16 protein-coding genes, 1 tRNA gene and 2 pseudogenes are annotated in these 21,674 nt (G+C 62.2%); 11 read left to right on the forward strand and 8 right to left on the reverse strand.

What is annotated here, in order from left to right; all coding sequences use genetic code 11:
* A pseudogene (locus tag FJQ54_RS08110) lies at positions 1 to 597 on the reverse strand (transposase); the annotation flags it as partial.
* Between the two features lie 182 nt (positions 598 to 779).
* Positions 780 to 2,321, reverse strand: a complete 1,542-nt coding sequence (locus tag FJQ54_RS08115; protein WP_140927920.1) for an MFS transporter — start codon at positions 2,319 to 2,321, stop codon at positions 780 to 782.
* A gap of 317 nt (positions 2,322 to 2,638) precedes the next feature.
* Here FJQ54_RS08115 and FJQ54_RS08120 point away from each other — a divergent pair, with 317 nt between their 5' ends.
* The 6 genes and pseudogenes from FJQ54_RS08120 to FJQ54_RS08145 all read left to right on the forward strand — a co-directional run bounded on the left by FJQ54_RS08120 (position 2,639) and on the right by FJQ54_RS08145 (position 9,062).
* Positions 2,639 to 3,448 carry a FadR/GntR family transcriptional regulator gene (locus tag FJQ54_RS08120; protein ID WP_140927921.1) on the forward strand — a complete coding sequence of 270 codons (810 nt, stop codon included), beginning with the start codon at positions 2,639 to 2,641 and terminating at the stop codon, positions 3,446 to 3,448.
* Positions 3,449 to 3,546: 98 nt separating this feature from the next.
* Positions 3,547 to 4,848 (forward strand): amidohydrolase family protein, encoded by a 1,302-nt coding sequence (locus FJQ54_RS08125; protein ID WP_140927922.1) that lies wholly within the window; start codon positions 3,547 to 3,549, stop codon positions 4,846 to 4,848.
* A 250-nt stretch (positions 4,849 to 5,098) separates the two neighbouring features.
* Positions 5,099 to 5,420 (forward strand): annotated as a pseudogene (locus FJQ54_RS08130) (IS3 family transposase); the annotation flags it as partial.
* A 386-nt stretch (positions 5,421 to 5,806) separates the two neighbouring features.
* Positions 5,807 to 6,649, forward strand: a complete 843-nt coding sequence (gene phnX, locus FJQ54_RS08135) for a phosphonoacetaldehyde hydrolase (protein ID WP_140927923.1) — start codon at positions 5,807 to 5,809, stop codon at positions 6,647 to 6,649.
* Entirely contained in the window at positions 6,646 to 7,770 is a 1,125-nt protein-coding gene (gene psrA / locus FJQ54_RS08140) for an iron-containing alcohol dehydrogenase PsrA (RefSeq protein ID WP_140927924.1), read from the forward strand. The genes phnX and psrA overlap by 4 nt, the downstream gene beginning before the upstream one ends.
* 62 nt (positions 7,771 to 7,832) lie before the next feature.
* Positions 7,833 to 9,062, forward strand: coding sequence for an MFS transporter (locus FJQ54_RS08145; RefSeq protein WP_140927925.1), 1,230 nt, complete (start codon positions 7,833 to 7,835; stop codon positions 9,060 to 9,062).
* A 17-nt stretch (positions 9,063 to 9,079) separates the two neighbouring features.
* Here the strand turns inward: FJQ54_RS08145 and FJQ54_RS08150 are convergent, their stop codons facing one another.
* The gene (locus tag FJQ54_RS08150; protein ID WP_140927926.1) at positions 9,080 to 10,030 is read right to left on the reverse strand and encodes a LysR substrate-binding domain-containing protein; all 951 of its coding nucleotides are present in this window, start codon (positions 10,028 to 10,030) and stop codon (positions 9,080 to 9,082) included.
* Between the two features lie 184 nt (positions 10,031 to 10,214).
* Here FJQ54_RS08150 and FJQ54_RS08155 point away from each other — a divergent pair, with 184 nt between their 5' ends.
* The 5 genes from FJQ54_RS08155 (at position 10,215) to FJQ54_RS08175 (ending at position 17,510) form a co-directional block, all read left to right on the forward strand.
* On the forward strand, positions 10,215 to 11,843 hold the full coding sequence (locus FJQ54_RS08155; RefSeq protein ID WP_235890369.1) for an alkaline phosphatase D family protein: 1,629 nt from the start codon (positions 10,215 to 10,217) through the stop codon (positions 11,841 to 11,843).
* Positions 11,844 to 11,933: 90 nt separating this feature from the next.
* Positions 11,934 to 14,678: a TonB-dependent receptor gene (locus FJQ54_RS08160; protein ID WP_181160049.1), complete on the forward strand. Its 2,745-nt coding sequence runs from the start codon at positions 11,934 to 11,936 to the stop codon at positions 14,676 to 14,678.
* A 101-nt stretch (positions 14,679 to 14,779) separates the two neighbouring features.
* Complete coding sequence (locus tag FJQ54_RS08165) at positions 14,780 to 15,784, forward strand: glycerophosphodiester phosphodiesterase (RefSeq protein WP_140927928.1); 1,005 nt, start codon at positions 14,780 to 14,782, stop codon at positions 15,782 to 15,784.
* A gap of 155 nt (positions 15,785 to 15,939) precedes the next feature.
* Entirely contained in the window at positions 15,940 to 16,974 is a 1,035-nt protein-coding gene (locus tag FJQ54_RS08170; protein WP_140927929.1) for a CehA/McbA family metallohydrolase, read from the forward strand.
* 215 nt (positions 16,975 to 17,189) lie between these two features.
* Positions 17,190 to 17,510 (forward strand): site-specific integrase, encoded by a 321-nt coding sequence (locus tag FJQ54_RS08175; protein ID WP_140927930.1) that lies wholly within the window; start codon positions 17,190 to 17,192, stop codon positions 17,508 to 17,510.
* Between the two features lie 36 nt (positions 17,511 to 17,546).
* Here FJQ54_RS08175 and FJQ54_RS08180 read toward each other — a convergent pair.
* The 5 genes from FJQ54_RS08180 to modA form a co-directional block, all read right to left on the reverse strand.
* Positions 17,547 to 17,622 (reverse strand) — tRNA-Glu (locus FJQ54_RS08180).
* A gap of 116 nt (positions 17,623 to 17,738) precedes the next feature.
* Positions 17,739 to 19,517, reverse strand: coding sequence for a single-stranded-DNA-specific exonuclease RecJ (recJ, locus tag FJQ54_RS08185; protein ID WP_140927931.1), 1,779 nt, complete (start codon positions 19,515 to 19,517; stop codon positions 17,739 to 17,741).
* Between the two features lie 71 nt (positions 19,518 to 19,588).
* On the reverse strand, positions 19,589 to 20,266 hold the full coding sequence (locus FJQ54_RS08190; RefSeq protein ID WP_140927932.1) for an ABC transporter ATP-binding protein: 678 nt from the start codon (positions 20,264 to 20,266) through the stop codon (positions 19,589 to 19,591).
* Positions 20,253 to 20,921, reverse strand: a complete 669-nt coding sequence (gene modB, locus FJQ54_RS08195; protein ID WP_140927933.1) for a molybdate ABC transporter permease subunit — start codon at positions 20,919 to 20,921, stop codon at positions 20,253 to 20,255. The genes FJQ54_RS08190 and modB overlap by 14 nt, the downstream gene beginning before the upstream one ends.
* 16 nt (positions 20,922 to 20,937) lie before the next feature.
* The gene (modA, locus tag FJQ54_RS08200; protein ID WP_181160055.1) at positions 20,938 to 21,621 is read right to left on the reverse strand and encodes a molybdate ABC transporter substrate-binding protein; all 684 of its coding nucleotides are present in this window, start codon (positions 21,619 to 21,621) and stop codon (positions 20,938 to 20,940) included.
* Positions 21,622 to 21,674: the final 53 nt, after the last annotated feature.

Below are 21,674 nucleotides of genomic sequence, written 5' to 3' on the forward strand. Positions count from 1 at the left end.
GGTCTTGGATGTCGCCGCCGATGCGGTTCCACACCCTGCCTGGAGCCGATGGCCGATCTTCCAGCGCCTCCGGCCCACCTTCAAGGTAGCGGTCATACCAGCGATAGAACGTCCGGCGGGCGATACCGAGCTTGTCCAGCGTGCGTTTGGCGGGCAGGTGCGACTGCTCGACGATCCGGATGATCTCGAGTTTTTCGGATGCGGGATACCTCATTCGTCGTCGCCCCCATCCGCGATCATGCTTTTTTTCAGCAGACGGTTTTCGAGTGTCAGGTCGGCCACGCATTCCTTCAAGGCGCGGGCCTCGCGGCGCAGGTCCTGCACCTCGCCGGTGGTCGCGGCACGAGCGGTGTCGCCGGCCAGGCGGCGCTTGCCAGCTTCCATGAACTCCTTCGACCAGGTGTAGTACAGGCTCTGCGCGATGCCTTCCTTGCGGCACAGCTCGGCAATGCTGTCCTCGCCGCGTAGCCCATCGAGCACGATGCGGATCTTGTCCTCCGCCGAGAAATGGCGACGCGTCTGCCGCCGAATGTCCTTCACCACCCGCTCAGCAGGGGCCTTGGTCGGCGATTTTTTCAAGGAGGGTTGGGCCTTCATCTTCGTTCCTTCGTCACTACGACGAAGCCCCAACCCTCCTTAAATCACAACCTCAAATCTGTGCCATTGGTGCTGACGGCGGACAGCGCTGCGACTGGTGACGGAGCTGGTGCCGGGCTGAAGGCCATGTTTCCGGATCAGGCTGCTCAGGACAGTCGACTTTCCTCGCGCACAGTCCGGATTCAGAATCCCTGTCGGCGATCATTTCGTGGCAGCCATAGCGCGATCGTCATCGCCAGCAGATTCAGCAGCACCAGCACAGCGATCGTTACCTGGAAGGCGAACTCTGTCGGATAAGTCGCCTTGCTGCCGGTATCTGCAACGACATCCATTGCCAGCAGCGACGTCACCATCATCGCCCCGATCCCCTGAAACAGGCCGCGCACAACTGAAAGCATGCCTGACGCCTCACTCGTTCTGTCATCGGTTACCGCCTGCGCGACAATCGTTGGCCCAACCGCGAACAATATGGTGGTGCCGAAGGATATGACACATACGACAAGGATAACCGTCAGCACGCTGCCGTGGAGGAAATACAGCAGCAGCCATCCCACCGAGGCGAGCAATCCTCCGAAGATCATCGTGGTCCGGCCACCCCCACGCCCGGTCATCCAGCCGCTCAGCGGCCCGGCGAAGGTCGACAATATGCTCGATGGCAGCTTGGCCAGACCGGCAGCGAAAGCCGTCAACCCCAGGCCAAGGCCGGTCCAGAGCGGGGCCTGCAGTAACACGGAGAAGATGACCGGAAGCTGCAGCGAACTCATGGAAACTACGGCAGTGATGCCATTGGCGACCAGAACTTCCCGATTGCGGAACTGCCGCACGTCCAGCAGAGGATGCGCTGACGACAGACTTCGCCAGACCCAGATCAGGATCAGGGCAAGGCCGGTCACTCCCGCCAGAAGGGGAAGGGGTGCCAACAGGCCGACTGCGGCAATCGAGCCTGCATAATAGAGAAGCAGCATCACACCGGGCGCGAAAAGGATGCCGGAAAGCCAGTCGACTGGCTGGCCGGCCACTCCGCGACGGGAGGCTGGAACGGCAGCCATAATCGCGACGATCGTGGCGGCACAGAAGGCCGCACTTGCCAGAAACAGCCCGTGCCAGCTGAAATTGTCGGCGATCCAGCCGCCGACGACCAATCCGGCCGCTGTTCCTATCGACGCACCCGAGATCATCAGGCCTATGCCCATCGGGACCAGAGGTTCGGGCATGTTCTCACGCACCAGGCCAACGCAAAGCGCAAGCACCGCACCCGTCAGACCCTGCAGCACCCGCCCCGCAAGCAGCATCGGAAAGTTGATGGCATAGGCGCTGATGAGCGATCCGATCAGAGCGATGAACAGCGTCACCACCAGAATCCGCCGTCGTCCAAACAGATCCCCCAGCCTGCCGACGATGGCGGCAGAGGCGGCGCCCACGATCAGGTAGGATGTGATCAGCCAGCCAACCAGAACCGGGCTGCCGAAATCCTCGATAAGTGGCTTCATCGCCGCAAGAATCATCGCAGATTCGAACGCGCCGGTCATTTCCGCGACCCACAACGCCGCAAGAAACGGGACAAATGGTCGCAGCGACGGCTGCAAGCCTCCTGCGGCCTTCACTGTAGCGCCCGGCCGGTTCATACGGTCAAGGATATCCGGCGGAATCCGGGCCAGCAGACACCGCGCCCCGCGAGACAGGGGCGATATGGGCTCCGGAAAGACCCGCCCCGCGAACCGCATTTCGCAAAAGGCACAAGCCCGCAGGTCTTTTCATGCAGCGCAGACAGATATGTGACGGAACGCCTGGTCCGACCAGCGATTCCGGCCATCAAACATCCGCCCTATCTCGCATAAATTCTTCCATTCCCCCAATTTCTATATTAACTGTATATATTGGTTATGGAAATGACAATGCCCTCCACATCTCAAGATCGGCTCCCGCCCATGAGCATGGTCTTTTCCACCAGGCGTACGCCGGCCGTCGCGGTCGCAGCTGCACGTTTGACAGGCGCCGTTGTTCCCTTTCAGGGGCATGCAAAATACATTGAAGCTACATCATGGGAGATCGGCTTTTGGTTGGCCCGGAAACGCACATGAAGACTGTCTCGCGGCAAGCTTCCGGTCGTGGCGTAACCGTGCGCAAGGTTTCACAGATCGTGGCCGAAGAACTGCGCGGCGACATCGCCCGCGGCGACATCAAGGATGGAGATCTGCTGCCGCCCGAGCCGGAGCTGGCGCAGCGCTTCGGCGTATCGCGCCCGACCTTGCGTGAAGCCATCCGAATTCTCGAGACAGAGGGGCTGGTGACGACGACGCGCGGCGGGCGCAAGGGTGCAAAGGTTCATCACCCATCTTCCGCTCAGGCGGCGCGCGTTGCAGGCCTGGTTCTCCAGCTGCGGCGTGCGACGGTGACCGACGTTTTTGAACTGGCCGCGCTGCTGGTTCCGGCTGCGGCGCGCAAGGTGGCAGAGCTGGACCCTCCAGCCGACTTGTCGCGGCTTGAAGCCATCTATGCGGCGCTGGAGCGCGAAGCCGATCATCCCCGCGAACTCGCACGCCTCATCCGTGAGTTCGACCTCGCCCTTTGCGATCTGTCAGGCAACGAAGTGCTGAAGCTCGTCAGCCAGATGATGGCCGAAATTATCAACTTGCAGATCAATACGATCCCGGAATCCAGTTCGGATCTTCCGGTTGAAAATGCGCGTGACATCGCCCCTTCGCGCAAACGCCTCATGCATGTTCTGGACGCAATCCGGGATCGTGACGGGGTGCTTGCCGAAAGCTTGCTGCGATCGCGTATGGGCGAACTCCTGCATCATCACCAACGGGTTGTCGAACAAAGCAACGCCCTGTCATTCGTTAGCTGACGCCTCACATCTCTAAACTGTATATACTGGTTGAGTGATGATGACATTTTGTCTATCGTCGCTCCGACGACCGCAATGGCGGCGACTGGGAGGTTCCTATGCAGATGAACGACATGATTCTCGTGAGCGTGGATGACCATGTGATCGAGCCGCCCCACATGTTCGAAGGGCGCATGCCCGCCAAGTTTGCGAATCGCGCGCCACGGGTCATTCGGTCTTCCAAGGGGCGGGATATCTGGACGCTCGATGGAAAGCCGATCCCCATGATCGGCATGAATGCCGTCGCCGGTCGCGCCAAACATGAATATGGCATGGAAGCGGCAAGCTATGACGAGATGCGCTCTGCGGCATATGATGTCCATGCGCGGATCGACGATATGAACGCCAATGGCGTGCTCGGCGCGCTCTGCTTCCCAAGTTTTCCGTCTTTCGGCGGCAAGATGTTCTTCGACATGGAGGACAAGGATCTCGCGCTCGCCTGCATCCGGGCCTACAACGACTGGCACGTCGATGAATGGTGCGGAACCTATCCGGACAGGCTGATCCCGCTCGCCGTGCTCCCGCTTTGGAGCCCGGAACTGTCCGCCGCAGAAGTTCGCCGGGTTCACGCCAAAGGCACGAATACCGTCAGCCTTCCCGACAATACGACGCAGGCAGGCTTTCCCAGCATCCACGATGAAAGCTGGGAACCGCTGTGGAAGGCGATCGCCGATACCGACATGATGATCACGGCGCATATGGGCACGGGAAATGCCGCTACCCACGCGTCAGACCAGACGCCGATCGATGCATGGATCCTTACCATGCCGATTTCGATCGCAGTCGCCGCAGCCGACTGGATGCATATGAAGATCTGGGAAAAATATCCCAACATGCGCATAACTCTGGCTGAGGGGGGCGTTGGCTGGGTTCCCTATTTCCTCGAGCGCGCCGACATTACCCATGATCGGCATCATGAATGGACGCGAGCCGAATTCGGCGGGCGGCTACCCAGCGAAGTCTTCAAGAAGCACTTCATGACCTGCTTTATCGAGGAGCGGTTCGGTGTCGATATTCTCGACTATCTGAACGACGATATGGTGACCTGGGAGTGCGATTATCCTCATGCCGATACAACCTGGCCGAGGTCACCCGAAGTCCTCTGGGAAGCCGTGAAGGATCTGCCCGCCGAGCGGATCAACAAGATCACCCATGGAAATGCGATGCGTGAGTATAAGTTCGACGCTTTCTCGCGCCGCCCTCGCGAACGCTGCACCGTCGGTGCTTTACGCGCGCTCGCGCAGGGGGTCGACACCGAACCCAAAGACATGGGCGGCGTAACTCCCGGAGAGGATGGTCGGCGCGTGACGTCCGGCGACGTGGAGCGCATGCTGCGCGAATCCATGAGCGAGCTTGCGTAGGGGGTGTGTCGGCCATTTGCCGACACATTCTCCCCAAGACCTGGCAGAAGGTTGAAGGCGGCAAACGGCCGCAACGAAACCCTCCCCGATTGACGATCACGGTGTCGCTTCGAACTCGCCCCCCTGGGCGAATAGACCATCGAGGCCAAACCCGATCAAGTTTTGGCGCTACACTCGTCGGGATTCCGATCACCAAAGTCACAGATGAAAAGTCTGATAAGAGGGCCGCTGGTGAAGGGTTTCCACCACTATAATCGGGTGGCGGGTTTCAAAATCCGGGTCATTCTCACCTATCGTGCTCACGAACGCGGGCTGGCGTGTCGGCCCGCACCCAGGCGATCCATGATCGGCGCCCTGTCCATCGTGGTGGCCTGATCCACCACGGCGACCGCGGCAGCCAATATGTCTCGATCAAGTATACCGAGCGCCTTGCCGAGGCAGGCATCGAGCCGTCGGTCGGGAGCGTTGGCGACAGCTACGACAACGCCTTGGCTGAGACGATCAATGGCCTTTACAAGGCCGAGGTCATCTATCGACGAGGACCGTGGAGATCCTTTGAAGCCGTTGAATATCCGGCTCATGCGCGCCGACAACCCGGAAGGCTGGCAGGCGATCGTTGAGGCCGCCGATATGCGGCGGGGGGAACCGCGAGACTATCGCTGCATGTCAGAAGGCCGCCGCCAAGGCCAAGGAACCGGTCAGATGCATAGTCAGGATAGCGAACCCGGCATCCGGACCGTATTGCACGGCGCGAATGCTTGATCACGCCAAGCGTGCCTGACGTCTCCGCATAGCTCTTCCTTCAGGAAGGATGAACCAACACACCGAATGCCGCATTTTGTTGCACGAGATTATCGTTTAATATATCAAATAAACACGGTTTAATTAATAACGATACTGTCATGTCACGCCCATACGGTCAGTCTTTGAAGTTCAGAAATCCACACTATGGGCCCATATGTCAGATCAACAAAAATCCTCCTTCTTCGGGGCGTGGCCGGTCGCCGTTTCCGCCGTCATCTTCGATTGGGCGGGCACCATCCTCGATTTCGGGTGCATCGCGCCGGTAGCGGCCTTTCGGGAAGCCTTCACGAGAACCGGTGTCGCAATCAGCGAAGCCGAAGCGCGAGAGCCGATGGGCGCAGCGAAGCGCGAACATGTCGAGCTGATCCTCGCCCAGTCCGCCGTGCAGACGCGCTGGCTGAACCAGATGGGGCAGGCATCGACCCAGGCCGATGTGGATCGCATCTATGAAGCCTTTCTGCAGATCGATGCCGCCGGTTCCGCGCGGTACAGCACTCTGATCCCGGGCGCTCTGGAGACCGTGAGTGCGCTCCGGCGAAGGGGCGTCGCGATCGGCAGCACCACCGGCTATCCGCGCAGTATCATGGACATGCTCATGCCGCTGGCGCAGGCGCAGGGCTATTGCCCGGACCATTGCGTCACGGTGAGCGAAGTCGCGCATGGGCGCCCGTGGCCGGATATGCCGCTCGCCAATCTGCTTGCGTTGAATGCCCCGGATGTGCGCGGATGCGTGGTCGTCGATGACAGTCCGAGCGGTCTCCTGTCCGCGCGGGCGGCGGGCATGTGGGCGGTGGGGATCTCCGTGAGCGGCAACGAGGTCGGGCTGTCCCTCGATGACTGGAACGCCCTGGATGATCGTGCGCGCAGCGACAGGCGGGATGCGGCATGCCGGGCATTGCGTAACGCCGGCGCACACTATGTCATTGACAGCGTTGCCGATCTGATTCCTGTGATCGAAGACATTGAGCAAAGGCTCGCGGCCGGTGACCAGCCATGAACAAGTGGTCCTTCCACAATCCGGTTCATCTGCATTTCGGCGAAGGCGTGCTTGACGATATCGGCACGCTCCTTAGCGGCAGGTCATATCTTCTCGTGACACATCGGGACGATGTGATGTCGCCATGGCGCGACCGTATCGCCATGCATTGCGGTGCCCCCGATCTGGCGCTGGACGAGATCGAGCCGAACCCTTCGCTGGAAATGTTGCGCCGTCTGACGACTGTCATGAGCGCGGCCGATATCGAGCCCGAGGTGATCATTGCCCTGGGCGGCGGATCCGTGATCGACACTGCGAAGTTTCTTGCTGCGGGCAGAGGCTGCTATCGGGCCGCCGTGCAGTATATCGATGGCGGCACACCGCTTCCACGCCGTCCGCTGCCGATTATCGCCATTCCAACCACGGCCGGGACAGGCAGCGACCTCACCAAATGGGCGACGGTCTGGGATACGGTGCGCGGACGCAAGCTGTCACTGGAACATGACGGGCTCTACCCGGAAGCAACGGTCATCGATCCATTGCTGATGGCAAGCCTGCCGTGGTCGGTCACGTTGTCGAGCGGACTGGATGCTTTGTCGCATGCGCTGGAAAGCATCTGGAACGTCAACGCCAATCCACTGACCCGGCGCTTTGCGGTCAATGCAGCACGCGACATCATGGCAGCATTGCAGCGCCTCGGCAGGAACCCGGATGACCGGAATGGTCGCCTGCAGATGGCGCTGGGCGCGATGCGGGCTGGCCTTGCCTTCTCGAACACGCGCACGGCCGTAGCCCATAATATCTCCTATCCGCTGACCCTGAACCATGATGTGCCGCATGGCATTGCCTGTTCCTTCTGCCTGCCTGAGGTGATGGAGGCCGTGATCGGCATCGATGCCGCCAGCGACGAAGCGCTGGCGGAGATATTCGGCGTGCTGCCCGATGCACCGGCTCGCCTGAGAGCATTTCTGAACGATCTGGATGTGCCTGCCGCCGCAGCGGCGTTCGGCGTCGAGGACAGTGAGTGGCGCATGATCGTGGAGCGCGCCTTCGCCGGTCCACGCGGGCGGAACTTCATCGGCGCGCAGGCCCGCTTCCCCTGGCGCACCGGGGCGCCGGATGATGATCGAGGCCAGTCGTGAACGAAGGCAGACCCATCCAGCGAGTAAGCAATGTCCCGGCCTTCCGGCGCGCCCAGCATCGGATGCTGTTCGCCGCGATGTTCTGTTATCTGTTTTTCTACACGGGCCGCCAGACGTTCGGTTTCGCGATTCCCGGCATTCAGGCGGAGTTCGGCGTTTCGAAGGAAGCGCTAGGCTGGGTCAGTGCCGCCCTGCTATGGTGCTACGCCATCGGTCAGGCGATCAACGGCAACATGGCGGACAAATTCGGCGGACGCCGCGTCATGAGCGCGGGCGCGATCCTTTCCTGCCTGGCGAACTGGGCGGTCAGTTTTTCAACCTCCATCTTCAGTCTCGGCACGCTGTGGGGTGTGAACGGACTCTTCCAGTCGATGGGCTGGGCACCGGGCAGCCGGCTTCTGTCCAACTGGTTCGGGCGGCATGAACGCGGCATGGTGTTCGGCTGGTATGTGTTCGCGGCCGGCATGGCGTCGGTCCTCTCATTCGTGACCTCGATCATCGTCGTACATAGTCTGAGTCTGGACTGGCGATGGATCTTCCGCCTGCCGGTGATCCTCATGCTCGTCGGAGGCGTGATCTTCTATCTGGTGGCGCGGGAGACGCCCGAGGAGATGGGCTTCCAGTCACCGCATGACGATATCTCGCCGGAAGACGCCGATCCGGTCGCCGGCGCCGTCGGGGACGAGACAAGCCGGGTGCGTTACAGGGCTGTGCTGTCAAACTGGCGGCTCATCCTGGCTAGCCTGGCCATCGGTTTCCAGAACAGCGCACGCTACGGGCTACTCGTCTGGGTCCCGGTTCATTTTCTGGGTGACGGAAGCGGACCGGAATCCTCTACTTCAATCATCGCCCCTGAATGGATCAGTATCGCGCTCCCGCTCGGCATGGCGATCGGCGCGGCCACGAATGGGTGGGTGTCCGACAACATCTTTGGTTCGAAGCGCTATGTCGCCATCGTCCTCTACATGGTGCTGGCGGCCATGACCTCGCTCATCATGTTCACCATCCCGGCAAGCGATATCTATCTCGGGATCGCCACATTGTTTCTCTGCGGCTTTTTTGTCTACGGTCCGCAGTCGTCCTTCTGGGCCTTGTGCCCCGATCTTGTCGGGCACAGGCGGGCCGGTACAGCGATCGGCGTCATGAACTTCTTCGCCTATTTGTTCGCAGGTCTCGGTGAACCCCTGATCGGTCGCTTCATGGATGCCCATGACAATACATCACTGGTGTTCCTGATCGTTGCCGGCGCCAGCGCGGCCAGTGCATCATTGGCCTTGTTTATCCGCCGTTAGGCGGGCTGCAGAGTGAGTTAATCGGTGCCGGCTTCATCGGGAGGCTGACGGCGTTTCGCAGGCTTTGCCGTGCGCGCTTTAGGCGAGATGGCCATGCCCTTTCGCGGGCCGGTTCGTTGCAAGGCCTCGAAGAAGGCGGCGATCATCCGGCTGCGTCGCCGCTCACGCAGGCAGCAGACATAGATATGTGTCAGGACTGGCGCGTCGATAATGGGGAGCGGATGCAACAGTTCATCCGGCACATATTCCGATTCCGAGACAGTACCGACGCCAAGACCGCGAATGACGGCTTCGCGAATGGCCTCCCTGCTGCCGATCTCCATCGCCACACGCGGCTTTAGGCCTATCGCGACCAGCCCCTCTTCCAGCGCGCGGCGCGTGGTCGAACCGCGCTCACGCATGAGCAGCTTTTCCCTGCCGAGCGCTTCAAGTCCGATACTCCTGAGACCCGCCAGCCGGTGATCGCGGTGAACGAAAGCCATGACCGGATAGCTCGCATAATGCTGGACGTGAAACCGGTCATCATCGGTATCCCGCGCCAGGATGCCGACGTCGCAGCCATAGCTGCCGAGGTCGTGCAGAACAGCTTCGGAATTGCCGAAGGTCATCGCGAGATAGACGTCAGGATAGCGGGTGTTGAACGCCTCGACGATTTCGATGACATGATAGGGGCTGACGGCGCCGATCTTCAGTTCACCGCTGCGCAGGCCGGCGCTGTCCTTCAGCATCATCGTCGCGTCGTCTTCCAGATCGACCATCCGGCGCGCGAACTGCAGCAATTCGCTCCCCACCTGCGTCAATTCGATCCTTCGCCCGCGCCGTTCGAAAAGGCGGACGCCATGCTCCTCCTCCAGCACCTGGATTTGTGAGGTGATCGTCGTCTGGCTCATCCGAAGTGCACGCGCCGCCGCCGTGAACCCATTGTGGCGGGCGACCGCAATGAAGCTGCGGAGCTGGTTCAGTGTCACTTCGTAAACCCATCGAAAATATCGTTACATATATATATAAAACACGTTTGAATCGCACACAATAGAGTCACGCGTGCGGCCTATTGCATCCACGATGAAGGGGCAATGGCAGGGTGAGCGCATCGCGGTCACTGCATTTCGCCCGGACTCAGGGTTCGCAACCAGACCGAGGGAAAATTTCGCAATGCGCCCGATCAGCCGTCGATCGCTCATCGAAGCCACATTGCTGGGTGCAGGCCTGTCCGCCGTCATGCCCGCCGCCGCCTGGGCATGGCCGACACGCGGCTTTACGCATGGCGTCGCCAGTGGCGAGCCGTCCGCAGACGCCGTCACACTCTGGACGCGCTATGTAGGTGCCGATGCGCAGAGCGTTCGGCTCAGGATCGAAATCGCCGAGGATGAGCGCTTCCAGTCAATCGTAGCGACCAGTGAAGCCGTCGCCGGCCCGGAAACCGACTATTGCGCGCATATCCGGGCCGCCGGACTTCGCCCGGGACGCCGCTATCATTATCGCTTCACGACGCCCGGCGGTGAGATGTCGCCGGTCGGTCGGACCAAGACGCTGCCCGCCGGCCGACTAGCGCGATATCGCATCGCCGTGATGTCCTGTTCGAACATCACCTCCGGTTGGTTCACGGCCTACAGCCATGCCGCCGCGCGCGACGATATCGACCTGATCGTGCATCTGGGCGACTATATCTACGAATCCCCGACGACGCGCTCGGACGCGCTGGCCGAACTCGCGAAGCAGCGAGATGTCCGGCCGTTTGGCGAGCTCGAAACACTTGCCGACTATCGGCTGCGCTACGCCAGCTACCGCAACGATCCAGCCCTTCAGGAACTGCATCGTCGCCATCCATGGGTGGTCATGTGGGACGATCACGAGACGGCCAACAACAGCTGGACCGGCGGCGCCAGCAATCACAGCGACACGGAGGGACTGTGGGCGCTGCGCGCCGCCGCCGGTGTCCGTGCCTTCCGCGAATGGCTTCCGGTCAGTGGTGACTATGCCGCCTATCAGCTTGGCGACCTGGCGACCATGTACAGGCTGGAGACCCGCCTGCTGGCCCGCACCAGGCAACTCGATCCCGAACCGATGCTCCGGCGCGCAGCAAATCCGGAGCAGGCCGTCGCTGATTTCTTGCGAGGGCCGCTGGCCGATCCAGACCGGCAGCTGCTCGGCCCAACGCAGCTTGCGTGGCTGGCCGACGGCATGAAGGCTTCGGTCGCGACGGGTACGAAATGGCAGTTGCTGGCGCAGCAGGTCATCATGGCACCGCTCGTGCTGCCTTCGATTACGTCAGGCTGGCATGCCCCCGGTCTGACACTCGATGCCAAGACAAGCGCCGAGATTGACCTCGCCAATCGAGTCAGCCGTGCCGGCATGCCCATCAGCATGGATCGCTGGAGTGGTTATCCCGCCGAACGGACGCGCGTGCTGGAGGCCGCGGCGGCTGCCGGCGCCAATCTCGTCACGCTGAGTGGTGACAGTCACAATGCCTGGGCCAGCGATCTGCGGCTCGGCAGCCAGCCTGCTGGCGTTGAGCTTTGCGTGCAGTCCGTTTCGTCACAGGGCATGGAGAAAAACTTCGGCGGCGATCCGGCCAGCATTGCGCGCGATTTCCTGGCGACAAATCCCGACCTGCGTTGGTGCGACACCAGTCGCAGGGGGTACATGGTCGTCGATCTCACACCCACGAGCCTGTCCTGCGAGTGGCTGTTTTTCCCGTCTCGCCATGAAAATTCACATCGGCTGATCGGCACACACAGGCTGACATCTGATCTGCGCAGTCATCGGCTGACCGCCGCCTGACCCCGCTTCACATCCATTCACACCTTCAAGCTCTTTTCTGGAGACCAGTTCATGCATTCTGCGAACGCTGACAGGCCGGGATACCGGCTGTTGCGCACCACGGCCGTCATTCTTGCGACGACTGTTTCATTGCCAAGTCTCGCGCTTGCAGGCGAATTGCGGGGAACCGTGACCAATCCTGCACTTTCACGGCCATTGAGCGGTGCTCGTGTCACGGTCGATGGCATCGCGCAGCCGGTGTGGACCGATGCAGATGGCCGTTATCGTCTGACGGATATCCCGGCCGGCGAGCATGAACTGCGCATCGAATTGCCCGGCTACACGCCCTTCAGCGCCAGCATCGTCATCCCCGAAACCGGCGACGTGACGCGCGACGTGGAAATCGCGCTCGCCGGCGGTTCGGAAAGTGAAATCGTCGTTCTCGGGTCGCGGGCCTCGCGGCTGGCCGCCCTTGAGCGCAAGCGCTCGCTCCCCGTGATCGCCGACGTGGTTGCCGCCGATACGATCGGGCAGCTTCCCGACTATAACACGGCGCAGGCTCTCCAGCGCCTTCCGGGCATATCCGTCCAGACCGATCAGGGCGAGCCGCGCTATGTGGTGGTGCGCGGCGTCGATCCCAATCTCAATCAGGTGACGGTGGACGGCAATCTCGTCGGCATTCCCGAGGCGGAAGGGCGTCGGGTCGCGCTCGACACCATCCCGTCCGATCTTGTCGCCGCTATCGAAGTGGTGAAGGCCGTGACGCCGGACTATGATGCCAACGCGGTTGGCGGCAGCATCAACATCGTCACGCCCACGGCTTTTGACCGTACCGACGATTTCCTTTTCGCTTCAGCCAAGATCTCTTATTCCGACGCGGCCGACAAGTTCGGTTATGGCGGCAGTGTGACTTATGGCGCCAAATTCGGTGCTGACGATCAGTTCGGCATCGTCGCGGCGGGCAGCTATTTCAAGCGGTTCATTCACAGCCAGCTTGCCGGACCGCGCGGCTGGACGGCCTTCGGCCAGGAGATGGCGCCGACCTCGTTCGTGCTTTACGATTATCGCATCATGCGTGAGCGGATCGGCGGGATCGTCAATCTTGACTGGCGTCCCGACGACGACACCCGTTTCTATCTGCGTACCATTTACAACGAATATACGGATGAGGAGGAGCGCGACCAGTTCAACTGGGATCTGGCGCGCGGGACGCAGACCTTCCCCGCCGCCGACCAGATCGCCTGGTCTCGTGGACGCGCGACGCGCGAATTCCGCCAGAACAACCAGACCCAGAAGCTCTACAATATCTCACCGGGCACGGAACTCACGCTGGGCAATGTGCAACTGGACCTCAACTACACCTATGCCCGTGCGCAAGAGCACACCCCCGTCCGTACCGATATCGAGTTCCGGTCTACCGATACCCTGTCCAGTACGCTTGACCTCACCCAACCGAGCCCGACGTTCGTCACCTATAATCCCGCGGCGCTCGATCCCGCAGCATATCCGCTGCGCCGCATCCGCATGCGGAGTGAAGAGATTGACGAAGACCTCCACGCCTTCCGCGCGGACCTTCGCTATGATATTCCAAATATGGAGGGTAGCTTCCTAAAGTTCGGCGGTAAGTTCACCGATCGCAAGAAGCATCGCGATAATCGCCAGTCACTCGAGACGCCGACCACCGCCGTGACCTTCGCCCAGACGGGTGCCTTCACAGCGGACATCCCCTTCTTCGACGGCGTGTATGATTTCGGTCCGGGCATGAACTATCAGGGGGTCCTCGATTATTTCGCATCCCGCCCCGGCTCGCTGGCACTCGATACGGCTGCGACCGCTATCAACGACCTCAGGCTGGACTATGACATCCATGAGAAGATTTATGCCGGCTATGGCATGGCAAGCCTGCAGCTTGGCGAACTGACCGTGATCGGCGGCGTGCGCGTGGAAAAGACCGATGGAAGCTATAGCGCCTTCGCGATCCGTGACAGCGATGGCGACGGCACGTTGGAGCCATCGGACATCCTGCCGGTCCAGTTCAGCACCAACTACACGGACGTGCTGCCGAGCCTTCATCTCAACTATCGGCTCCAGCAGGATTTGCTGGTGCGCGCGGCATGGACGAACACGATCGGCCGCCCCAACTATGATGCACAGGTGCCGACTTTTGAGGAAGAGGATGGCTCCGGTACGGCCGGAAATCCGAATCTGCAGCCTTATCGCGCCATGGGCCTCGATCTGTCGCTGGAATATTATCCGGATGCGGACACACTTTTCTCTCTGGCGGGTTTCTACAAGAAGATCGAAAATCCGATTTTCACGCGGACGATCCAGAATACCAGCTTCGCCGGTGTGCCGCTGCTTACGCTCTCCCAGCCGCAAAATGCCGACTCCGGCGAGTTGCTTGGTATTGAGGCGGCAATGCAGAAGCGCTTCACTTTCCTGCCCAGGCCGCTCGATGGCCTGGGTCTGTCGGCGAACGTGACCTATGTGGACTCCAGCGTCGATGTGCCGGGCCGGGAGACAGAGGATCTGCCCTTTTTCCGTCAGTCCAAATGGCTCTTCAACGCTGCTCTTTTCTACGAGAAGGGCCCCTTCGAGGCCCGCGTCGCCGTCACCTATCGCGATGACTATCTGGAAGGCGTCGGGGCAAGCAAGGCAGGGGACACCTATGTGAAAGGCCGGACTGTCGTCGATGCCCGCGTCTCCTATCGCGTGACGGATCGCATCGAAGTCTTCGCTTCGGGCGCCGATCTGAACAACGCGTCGGTCATCATCTACCAGGCCACGCCAAGCCAGCTTGTTACCGATGAAGTCTACTCCTTCACGGCGGATTTCGGGGTCAACATCCGGTTCTGACCCTCGCCATGTGAACTGCCGCCCGGCACGCACTGGTTCCATGCAGTACGGCATGTGACCAGCGCGCGTCGGCCAGCCACTTGCTTCTCTGGAGGTTTGCGATGATCCGGACCGGCCATGTCACGCGGATCGCTGCCATGTTCTCGCTTGGCATGTGCACCACCCCTTTGCCGGCCGCGCCATCCGGTCATGCCGCCGACTATCCGGACTGGCATGTCGAACTTGTTGCCCACCGCGGACGCTCACCGGATCGACCGGAAAACACGCTTGCGGCGTTTCGACAAGCAATCGCTCTGGGCGTGGACATCATAGAGATCGACCTGCGCATGACGGCAGACGGAGAGATCGTCATCCTGCACGATCCAACGGTCGATCGCACGACCGATGGCACAGGCGATGTCTCGACTCTCACTCTCGACCAGGTGAAGGCTCTGGATGCGGGCGGCAGGTTTGATGCCCGCTTCGCAGGAGAGCGCATTCCGACCTATGAAGAGGTTCTGGACCTTGTGACGGGAACCAGAGTGAAGCTGCTGCTCGATATCAAGTTCCAGAATGCTGGAAATATCGAACAGGTGGTCCGTTTGACCGAAGCTCACGGGCGGCAACTGGATGTCGTCGTCGGCGTTCGCAGCTTTGAACATCTGAGAGAATTTCAAGCTCTCAATCCGAATATTCGGACACTTGGCTTCATAACATCGCCGGATCAGATCGAGGCTTTTGCCTCAGCTGGCGTGGACATCATCCGGCTGTGGTCCATAACGGAAGCAGATGGTTCGACGACCGCCGCCGCCACGACGACCCGTCCGACCGAGAACTGGATCTATGATGATCGGGATTCCCCGGCGTGCAAAGCAGCGGTTGCGCGGCGCCAACATGATTACGAAACCGGTCGCAGGGATGATCCAGGTTCGCGATCATGTCTGGTGCAGAAGGTTCATGACCTTGGCTTGCCTGTATGGGTGTCCGCGATCGACGCCCCTTATGCGGATCTCGATGAACTCATCCAGTTAAAAGTGAATGGAATTCTCACCGATTGGCCGGAAGTAATGAAAATTCTCAGTATTGAAATAGAAAGTTTGAAGCGCACACACACCAGAAGGAGATAGTATCTCCCACTATCGAATTTTGCCAATCCTCTGGAAGTCCTACCCGAGGATCGACGAATTTCGGTTCGTCCTTCGGCATTTTCTTACCGCGGCTTCAGCCTCAGGTCGAGTGACGTGCTTCCCTGAAATGTGACCGATTTTGAGGAGAATTGACGATGAGGAAGCTGCTGTCGATCGCAACATTGGCGGTTGTGCTGTGCGCTGGTGTGGAATCTCAATCCCATGCCCAGGCTCCCGGATTGTACTGGTGCAAAGGGAACACCCATACCCACACGAACAATTCAAGCGATGGCGACAGCAACCCCGATGTTGCCGCCCGCTGGTATAGAGAGAATGGGTATCAATTTGTATTCATTACCGATCATGACGAATATCTGACCGATGTCGCGCCGTTGAACGCATTGATCGGGAGGCGTGACTGGTTCCTGATCCTGCCCGGTCAGGAGATCGGAGAAATACTCATTCGCAAGGGTCGGCTTCCGGGCGATCTTCATCTCAACGCGCTGTTTACGAACGAAGTGATCCGGCCGGCAGCAGGCGGCACGACATTGGGAGATGCCGTCGCTCCAATCCTGGAGCAAGGCGCCCTGGTTCAGATCAATCATCCCGTTTACAAATGGTCGCTGAATCCGCCCGATCTTGAGGATGTGCCCGATGGCGCATTGATCGAAGTCTGGAACGGTCTGGACCCAAGCAACAATCTGGGCGGCGATGACGGCAACGGCGATGTGAAACCTTCAGCCGAAGGCTATTGGGATTATCTCCTTGGTCGCGGCAAGATTGTATGGGCCGTGGGTGCCGACGATGTGCATATCTTTCAGGGCAATCATCCCACACCCGGCAGGGCGTGGATCATGGTGCGCGCGCCCGAGCTTACGCCCACTGCTATCAAGACTGCGATGATGAAGGGGGACTTCTATGCATCGAACGGCGTCGCGCTGAGCGACATCGCCATCGACGCAAACAGCCTGACTGTTACAATCCCGGCGGCCAAAAACGGTCCGCGTTATCTCACGCGCTTCACCGGACAAGACGGCAAGGTGCTTGCCGAAATCGCTGGTCTCAGACCGAGCTATCGCTTCACCGGCAATGAGGTCTATGTCCGCGCCACCGTCACCGACAGCAATGGCAAAAAGGCATGGACCCAGCCCGTTTTTCGCGATGGTCGTGCGCGCAAGGTCCAGCCTTGACGATGGCCACCACCCGGAGCTGTTGTTGCGGGCTTATGATGCCATAATAATTCAAATAGTTGGCCAGATATACATCCAAGCTATAGCCCTAATAGATGTCCGACGAGGATGGGTCCCTATTCGTGCCGAATCTGACACTGCTGCATAGGGATGACTGGTCAGACCATACTCGCCAAAGGCAGCTCCGGCACCAAGTGACAAGGACAGCGATCCGAATGAAAGCCGCCGCCTCGCCCACCAACGAAGTGAAGGCGGCAATCGTAGAGGCTGCGAGCAGGGGGGAATGCGAACCGGAAGACACCTTTGTCTTCCATGGCCTGCGGAAGAACGCCTGCTGCTATCTGATAGAGATTGGCCTCAGTGACAGTCAGGTTGGAGGCATGCTGGGTATGAGCCCGGAAATGGTCCGCTATTACAGCCGTAGGAAGCGCATTCTGATGCTGGTGAAAAGCGGCGCTGCTACCGTGCTGGCGGGTAACATCGTCGGCCTATGGAACGAGCCGGGGGGAACTGAAGTCGCAGCCGGGGGGAACTAACTGCCAGCCGCTGAAAATTCCCCAACCTTTTCAAGCTGGTGACCCCTACGGGACTCGAACCCGTGTTTTCGCCGTGAAAGGGCGACGTCCTAGACCGCTAGACGAAGGGGCCGTGCTTGCGGAGAGGCGGCGGATTAGCCGGGGGGCGGCTGCTCGTCAAGCGATTCACGTCGGGAAATGGCTGCGATGGCGGAAATGCTTGGATATCAGCGCAAATGCAAAGATGGTTCAGGCTCGGGCGGCGTCTTCCAGTTGCAGTTGTGCGCGGGTGCGGCCCTGCCATTCGTCAGCGGTGATGCGGCCGGCCAGATGCACCGGCTCTGATCCGGCGCCCATCAGCATCTGGCCCAGTTCGCCTTCCAGCGCGCGAAAGGCAATGCCTTCTACCCGTCCGCCGTCCGGGCCGCTGGCCACGAAGCGCAGGTGCGTTTTCGGTTCCGTGCGCCCCACCGGATCGCATTTCAGCAGCCGCACCGGGCCGACCGCCACGCGCGGCGAGGGCCAGCCCTGCCCATAGGGGCCGCACGCCTCCAGCGCCTGCGCCAGCTCCGGCGTGACGGCGCGCGGCGCGACGGCCAGATCGATGGACAGCACCCGTTCCGATTCCGCCGCTGCCACCGGCCCGGCCAGATGCTCGGCCAGCCAGGCCGTGAAGGGTTCCAGCTGGCCCGGATCGAGCGTGACGCCGCAGGCCATGGCGTGGCCGCCGCCTTCGCGGATCAGCCCATGCGCCTTCGCCGCCAGAACCGCCGCGCCAAGATCGACCCCCGGAATGGAGCGGCCAGACCCTTTGGCGACACCGTCTTCGCCCAGCGCCAGCACCAGTGCCGGACGGTTCAGCCGCTCTTTCACCCGCGCCGCGACGATGCCCACCACGCCCGGATGCCAGCCCTGCCCGGCGACCACCGCCACCGGGCTGTTGCCCTGCGTTTCCAGCGCCTGTGCCAGCGCCTCCGCCGTGACGGCAGCCTCGATCGCGCGGCGTTCGTGGTTCAGCCTGTCGAGTTCCTGCGCGATGGCCGCGGCTTCGTCGCCGTCTTCGCTCGCCAGCAGGCGCACGCCCAGATCGGCCTGCCCCACCCGCCCCCCGGCGTTGATGCGCGGCCCCAGATGGAAGCCCAGATCATCCGAGCGCGGCGCGCGATCCAGTTTGGCGATATCGGCCAGCGCCGTCAGCCCGACGGAACGGCGGTTCGCCATCCGTCGCAGCCCCAGCGACACCAGCGCCCGGTTCAGCCCCAGCAGTGGCACCACATCGGCCACCGTGCCCAGCGCCACGATGTCCAGCCATTCGGACAGGTTCGGTTCCGCTGTCACCGCGAAGTGACCGCGCTGGCGAAGCTCCCGGTTCAGTGCAACGCCAACAAGAAAGGCCAGCCCGGCCGTGCACAGCGTGCCGAAGCTGGCCGCTTCCGGCGTTTCGTCCAGCCGGTTGGGGTTCAGGATGCCCAGCGCCGGGGGCAGCGCGGTGGAGGCTTTGTGATGATCCACCACCAGCAGATCCAGCCCGGCATCCCGCGCGGCCTCCAGCGGGCCGAACGCCTGCGTGCCGCAATCCAGCAGCAACAGCAACTGCGCGCCCTGCCGTTGCAGTTCCAGCAGCGCGGCGGCGGACGGGCCATAGCCCTCCAGAATCCGGTCCGGGATATAGGGCGTCACATCGGCGCCCAGCGCGCGCAGATGCCGCCACAGGAAGGCAGCGGAGGTCGCGCCGTCCACGTCATAATCGGCGAACAGCACGATCTTCTCGCCCCGCTGCACGGCGTCTGCCAACCGGTTCGCGACGACGTCCATATCCTGAAAGATGGAAGGATCGGGCAGCCAGTCCCTGAGGTTGGGTTTCAGCGTACGCTGGATATCGGCAGGCGCGCAGCCGCGGCTGATCAGCAGTTGCGCGGCCAGTTCGTCCACTCCCATCCGCTCGGCCGCGCCCAGCGGCAGCGGCCGTGCCCGCCACACCCAGCTGCGGGACGTGGCGGAGCGGGTGACGTTGAGAACAGGTTCCATCTGCCGCCCGAAGTCGCGGCTGGGCGGGCCGCTGTCAAGGCGGGCTTCAGGCCGCGAGGCCTAACGGCGAGCTATCTCCCCACCAGCTCGGCGATACTGGCCGAAGCGGGCCGCGCGATCACGTCTGCGGTCGCGCCCAGTTGGGCGATGCGGCCGCCTTCCAACACCGCGATGCGAGTGGCGAGAGCGGCGACGTCCTCGATGTCGTGGCTGACGAGGATGGTGGGCATGGCGAGGTCCGCGCGCAGATCTTGCAGGGTGGCGGCCAGCGCGCGGCGGGTGGGGCGATCGACTGCGGAGAAGGGCTCGTCCAGCAGCAGCAGCCGGGGGTTGCGGGCCAGCGCACGGGCTAGGGCGACTCGTTGCTGCTGGCCGCCGGAGAGCTGGTGCGGGCGGCGATCTTCAAGGCCGGGGAGGTGGACAGCGGCCAGCAGCGCGCGGGCGCGGGGCTGGTCCGGCGCGGGCATGGCGAGCAGCAGGTTCTGCAACGCGGAAAGGTGCGGGAACAGCGCGTAGGACTGGAACAGATAGCCCACCTGCCGCTGGTGGGCGGGAAGGCCGGTCCACTCCTCAGCGCCGACGCGGACATGTCCCTGCATGGGGACAAGCCCGGCCAGCGCCTTCAGCAAGGTGGATTTGCCCGCGCCGGAGCGGCCGACGAGGGCGAGGATCTCGCCGGGCGCGACTTGCAGTTGCACGTTGAGCGGCAGCGGCCGTTCCAGCCGGATATCCGCCTCAAGCCCCGACATCGGGCTTCCGGCGGGTGAGCAGGTAGGCGAGGCCGACGGCGATAACGGCGATGGCGAGCAGCACGGCGGCCATGGTGGCGGCCGCGCCATTGTCCAGCGACTGCACCCGATCATAGATGCTGAGCGACAGCGTCTTGGTTTCGCCGGGGATCGCCCCGCCCACCATCAGCACCACGCCGAATTCGCCCAGCGTGTGCGCGAAGGCGAGGATCGCCCCGGTGAGCAGGCCGGGGACGGCCAGCGGCAGTTCCACCCGGCGCAGCGTGGCGAGCGGGGAGAGGCCGCAGGTGGCCGCCGCCGCGCGCAGTTCCGCGCCGACCGCTTCGAAGCCGCGCTGCGCGGGCTGCACGGCAAAAGGGATGTTCACCAACACAGAGGCGGCGACGAGGCCCTGGAAGCTGAACACGAGGCTGCCGCCGGTCAGCGCTTCCCACGCCTGCCCCAACGGAGAGCGGGGGCCGAGCGCGGAGAGGAGATAGAAGCCGAGCACGGTGGGCGGCAGCACCAGCGGCAACACCACCAGCGTTTCCACCAGCGGCTTCCAACGGCTGGGCGTGGTGGCGAGCCAGCGCGCGAGCAGGATCGCGGGCGGCATCAGCACCAGAAGGGTGGCCGCGCCCAGACGCAGCGAAAGGGCAAGGGCCTGCCAGTCCATCTAAGCGCGGGCCATCTCAGGCGGGCGGCAGATAGCCGTGCCGCGCGAGCAGCGCCTGCCCGGCCGGGGAGAGCAGCCAGTCGTGAAAGCGGCGCGCGGCCGGTGTTGCGGATTTCAGCAGCACCATGCGCTGCGTCAGCGGCTGGTGCAGGTTCGCCGGAACCAGCGCATAACGACCCTTGAAGCCGGGGCTTTTCACAAGGCTGAGCGAGGTGAAGCCCGCATCCGCCGCGCCGCTGGCGACGAACTGGAAGGCCTGGGCGATATTTTCCCCCGTCACCAGCCGGGGCTGCGCCTGCGCCCACAGGCCCACGGCCTTCAGCGCCTCCACGCTGCGCGCGCCATAGGGGGCGGTTTCCGGGTTGGCGATGGCCAGCCGCTTCACCTGCCCGGAGGCCAGCCCCGCCTTCAACGCGGCGAGCGAGGGATTGATCGGGCTGCCGGGCGGCACGATCAGCACCAGCCGCCCCACCGCATAGATGCGACCGCGATCGGGCGCGAGGCCATTGTCCGCCAGCCGAAACACATGATCCTCGTCTGCCGAAAGGAACAGCTGATAGGGCGCGCCCGCCTCGATCTGCTGCACCAGATTGCCCGACGCCGCATAGCTGATGCGCAGCTGTTCGCCCGTGGCCTTGCTGTAGGCGGCGGCGGCATCGTCCAGCGCATAGCGCAGGCTGGCAGCCGCCGCGACGGGCACCTGTGCCAGCAGCGGCGCGGCAGCAAGCAGCCACAGCAGCGCGAGCAGGCGGC

This window comes from Sandaracinobacter neustonicus, from assembly GCF_006385875.1.
GTDB classification, from domain to species: Bacteria; Pseudomonadota; Alphaproteobacteria; order Sphingomonadales; family Sphingomonadaceae; genus Sandaracinobacteroides; species Sandaracinobacteroides neustonicus.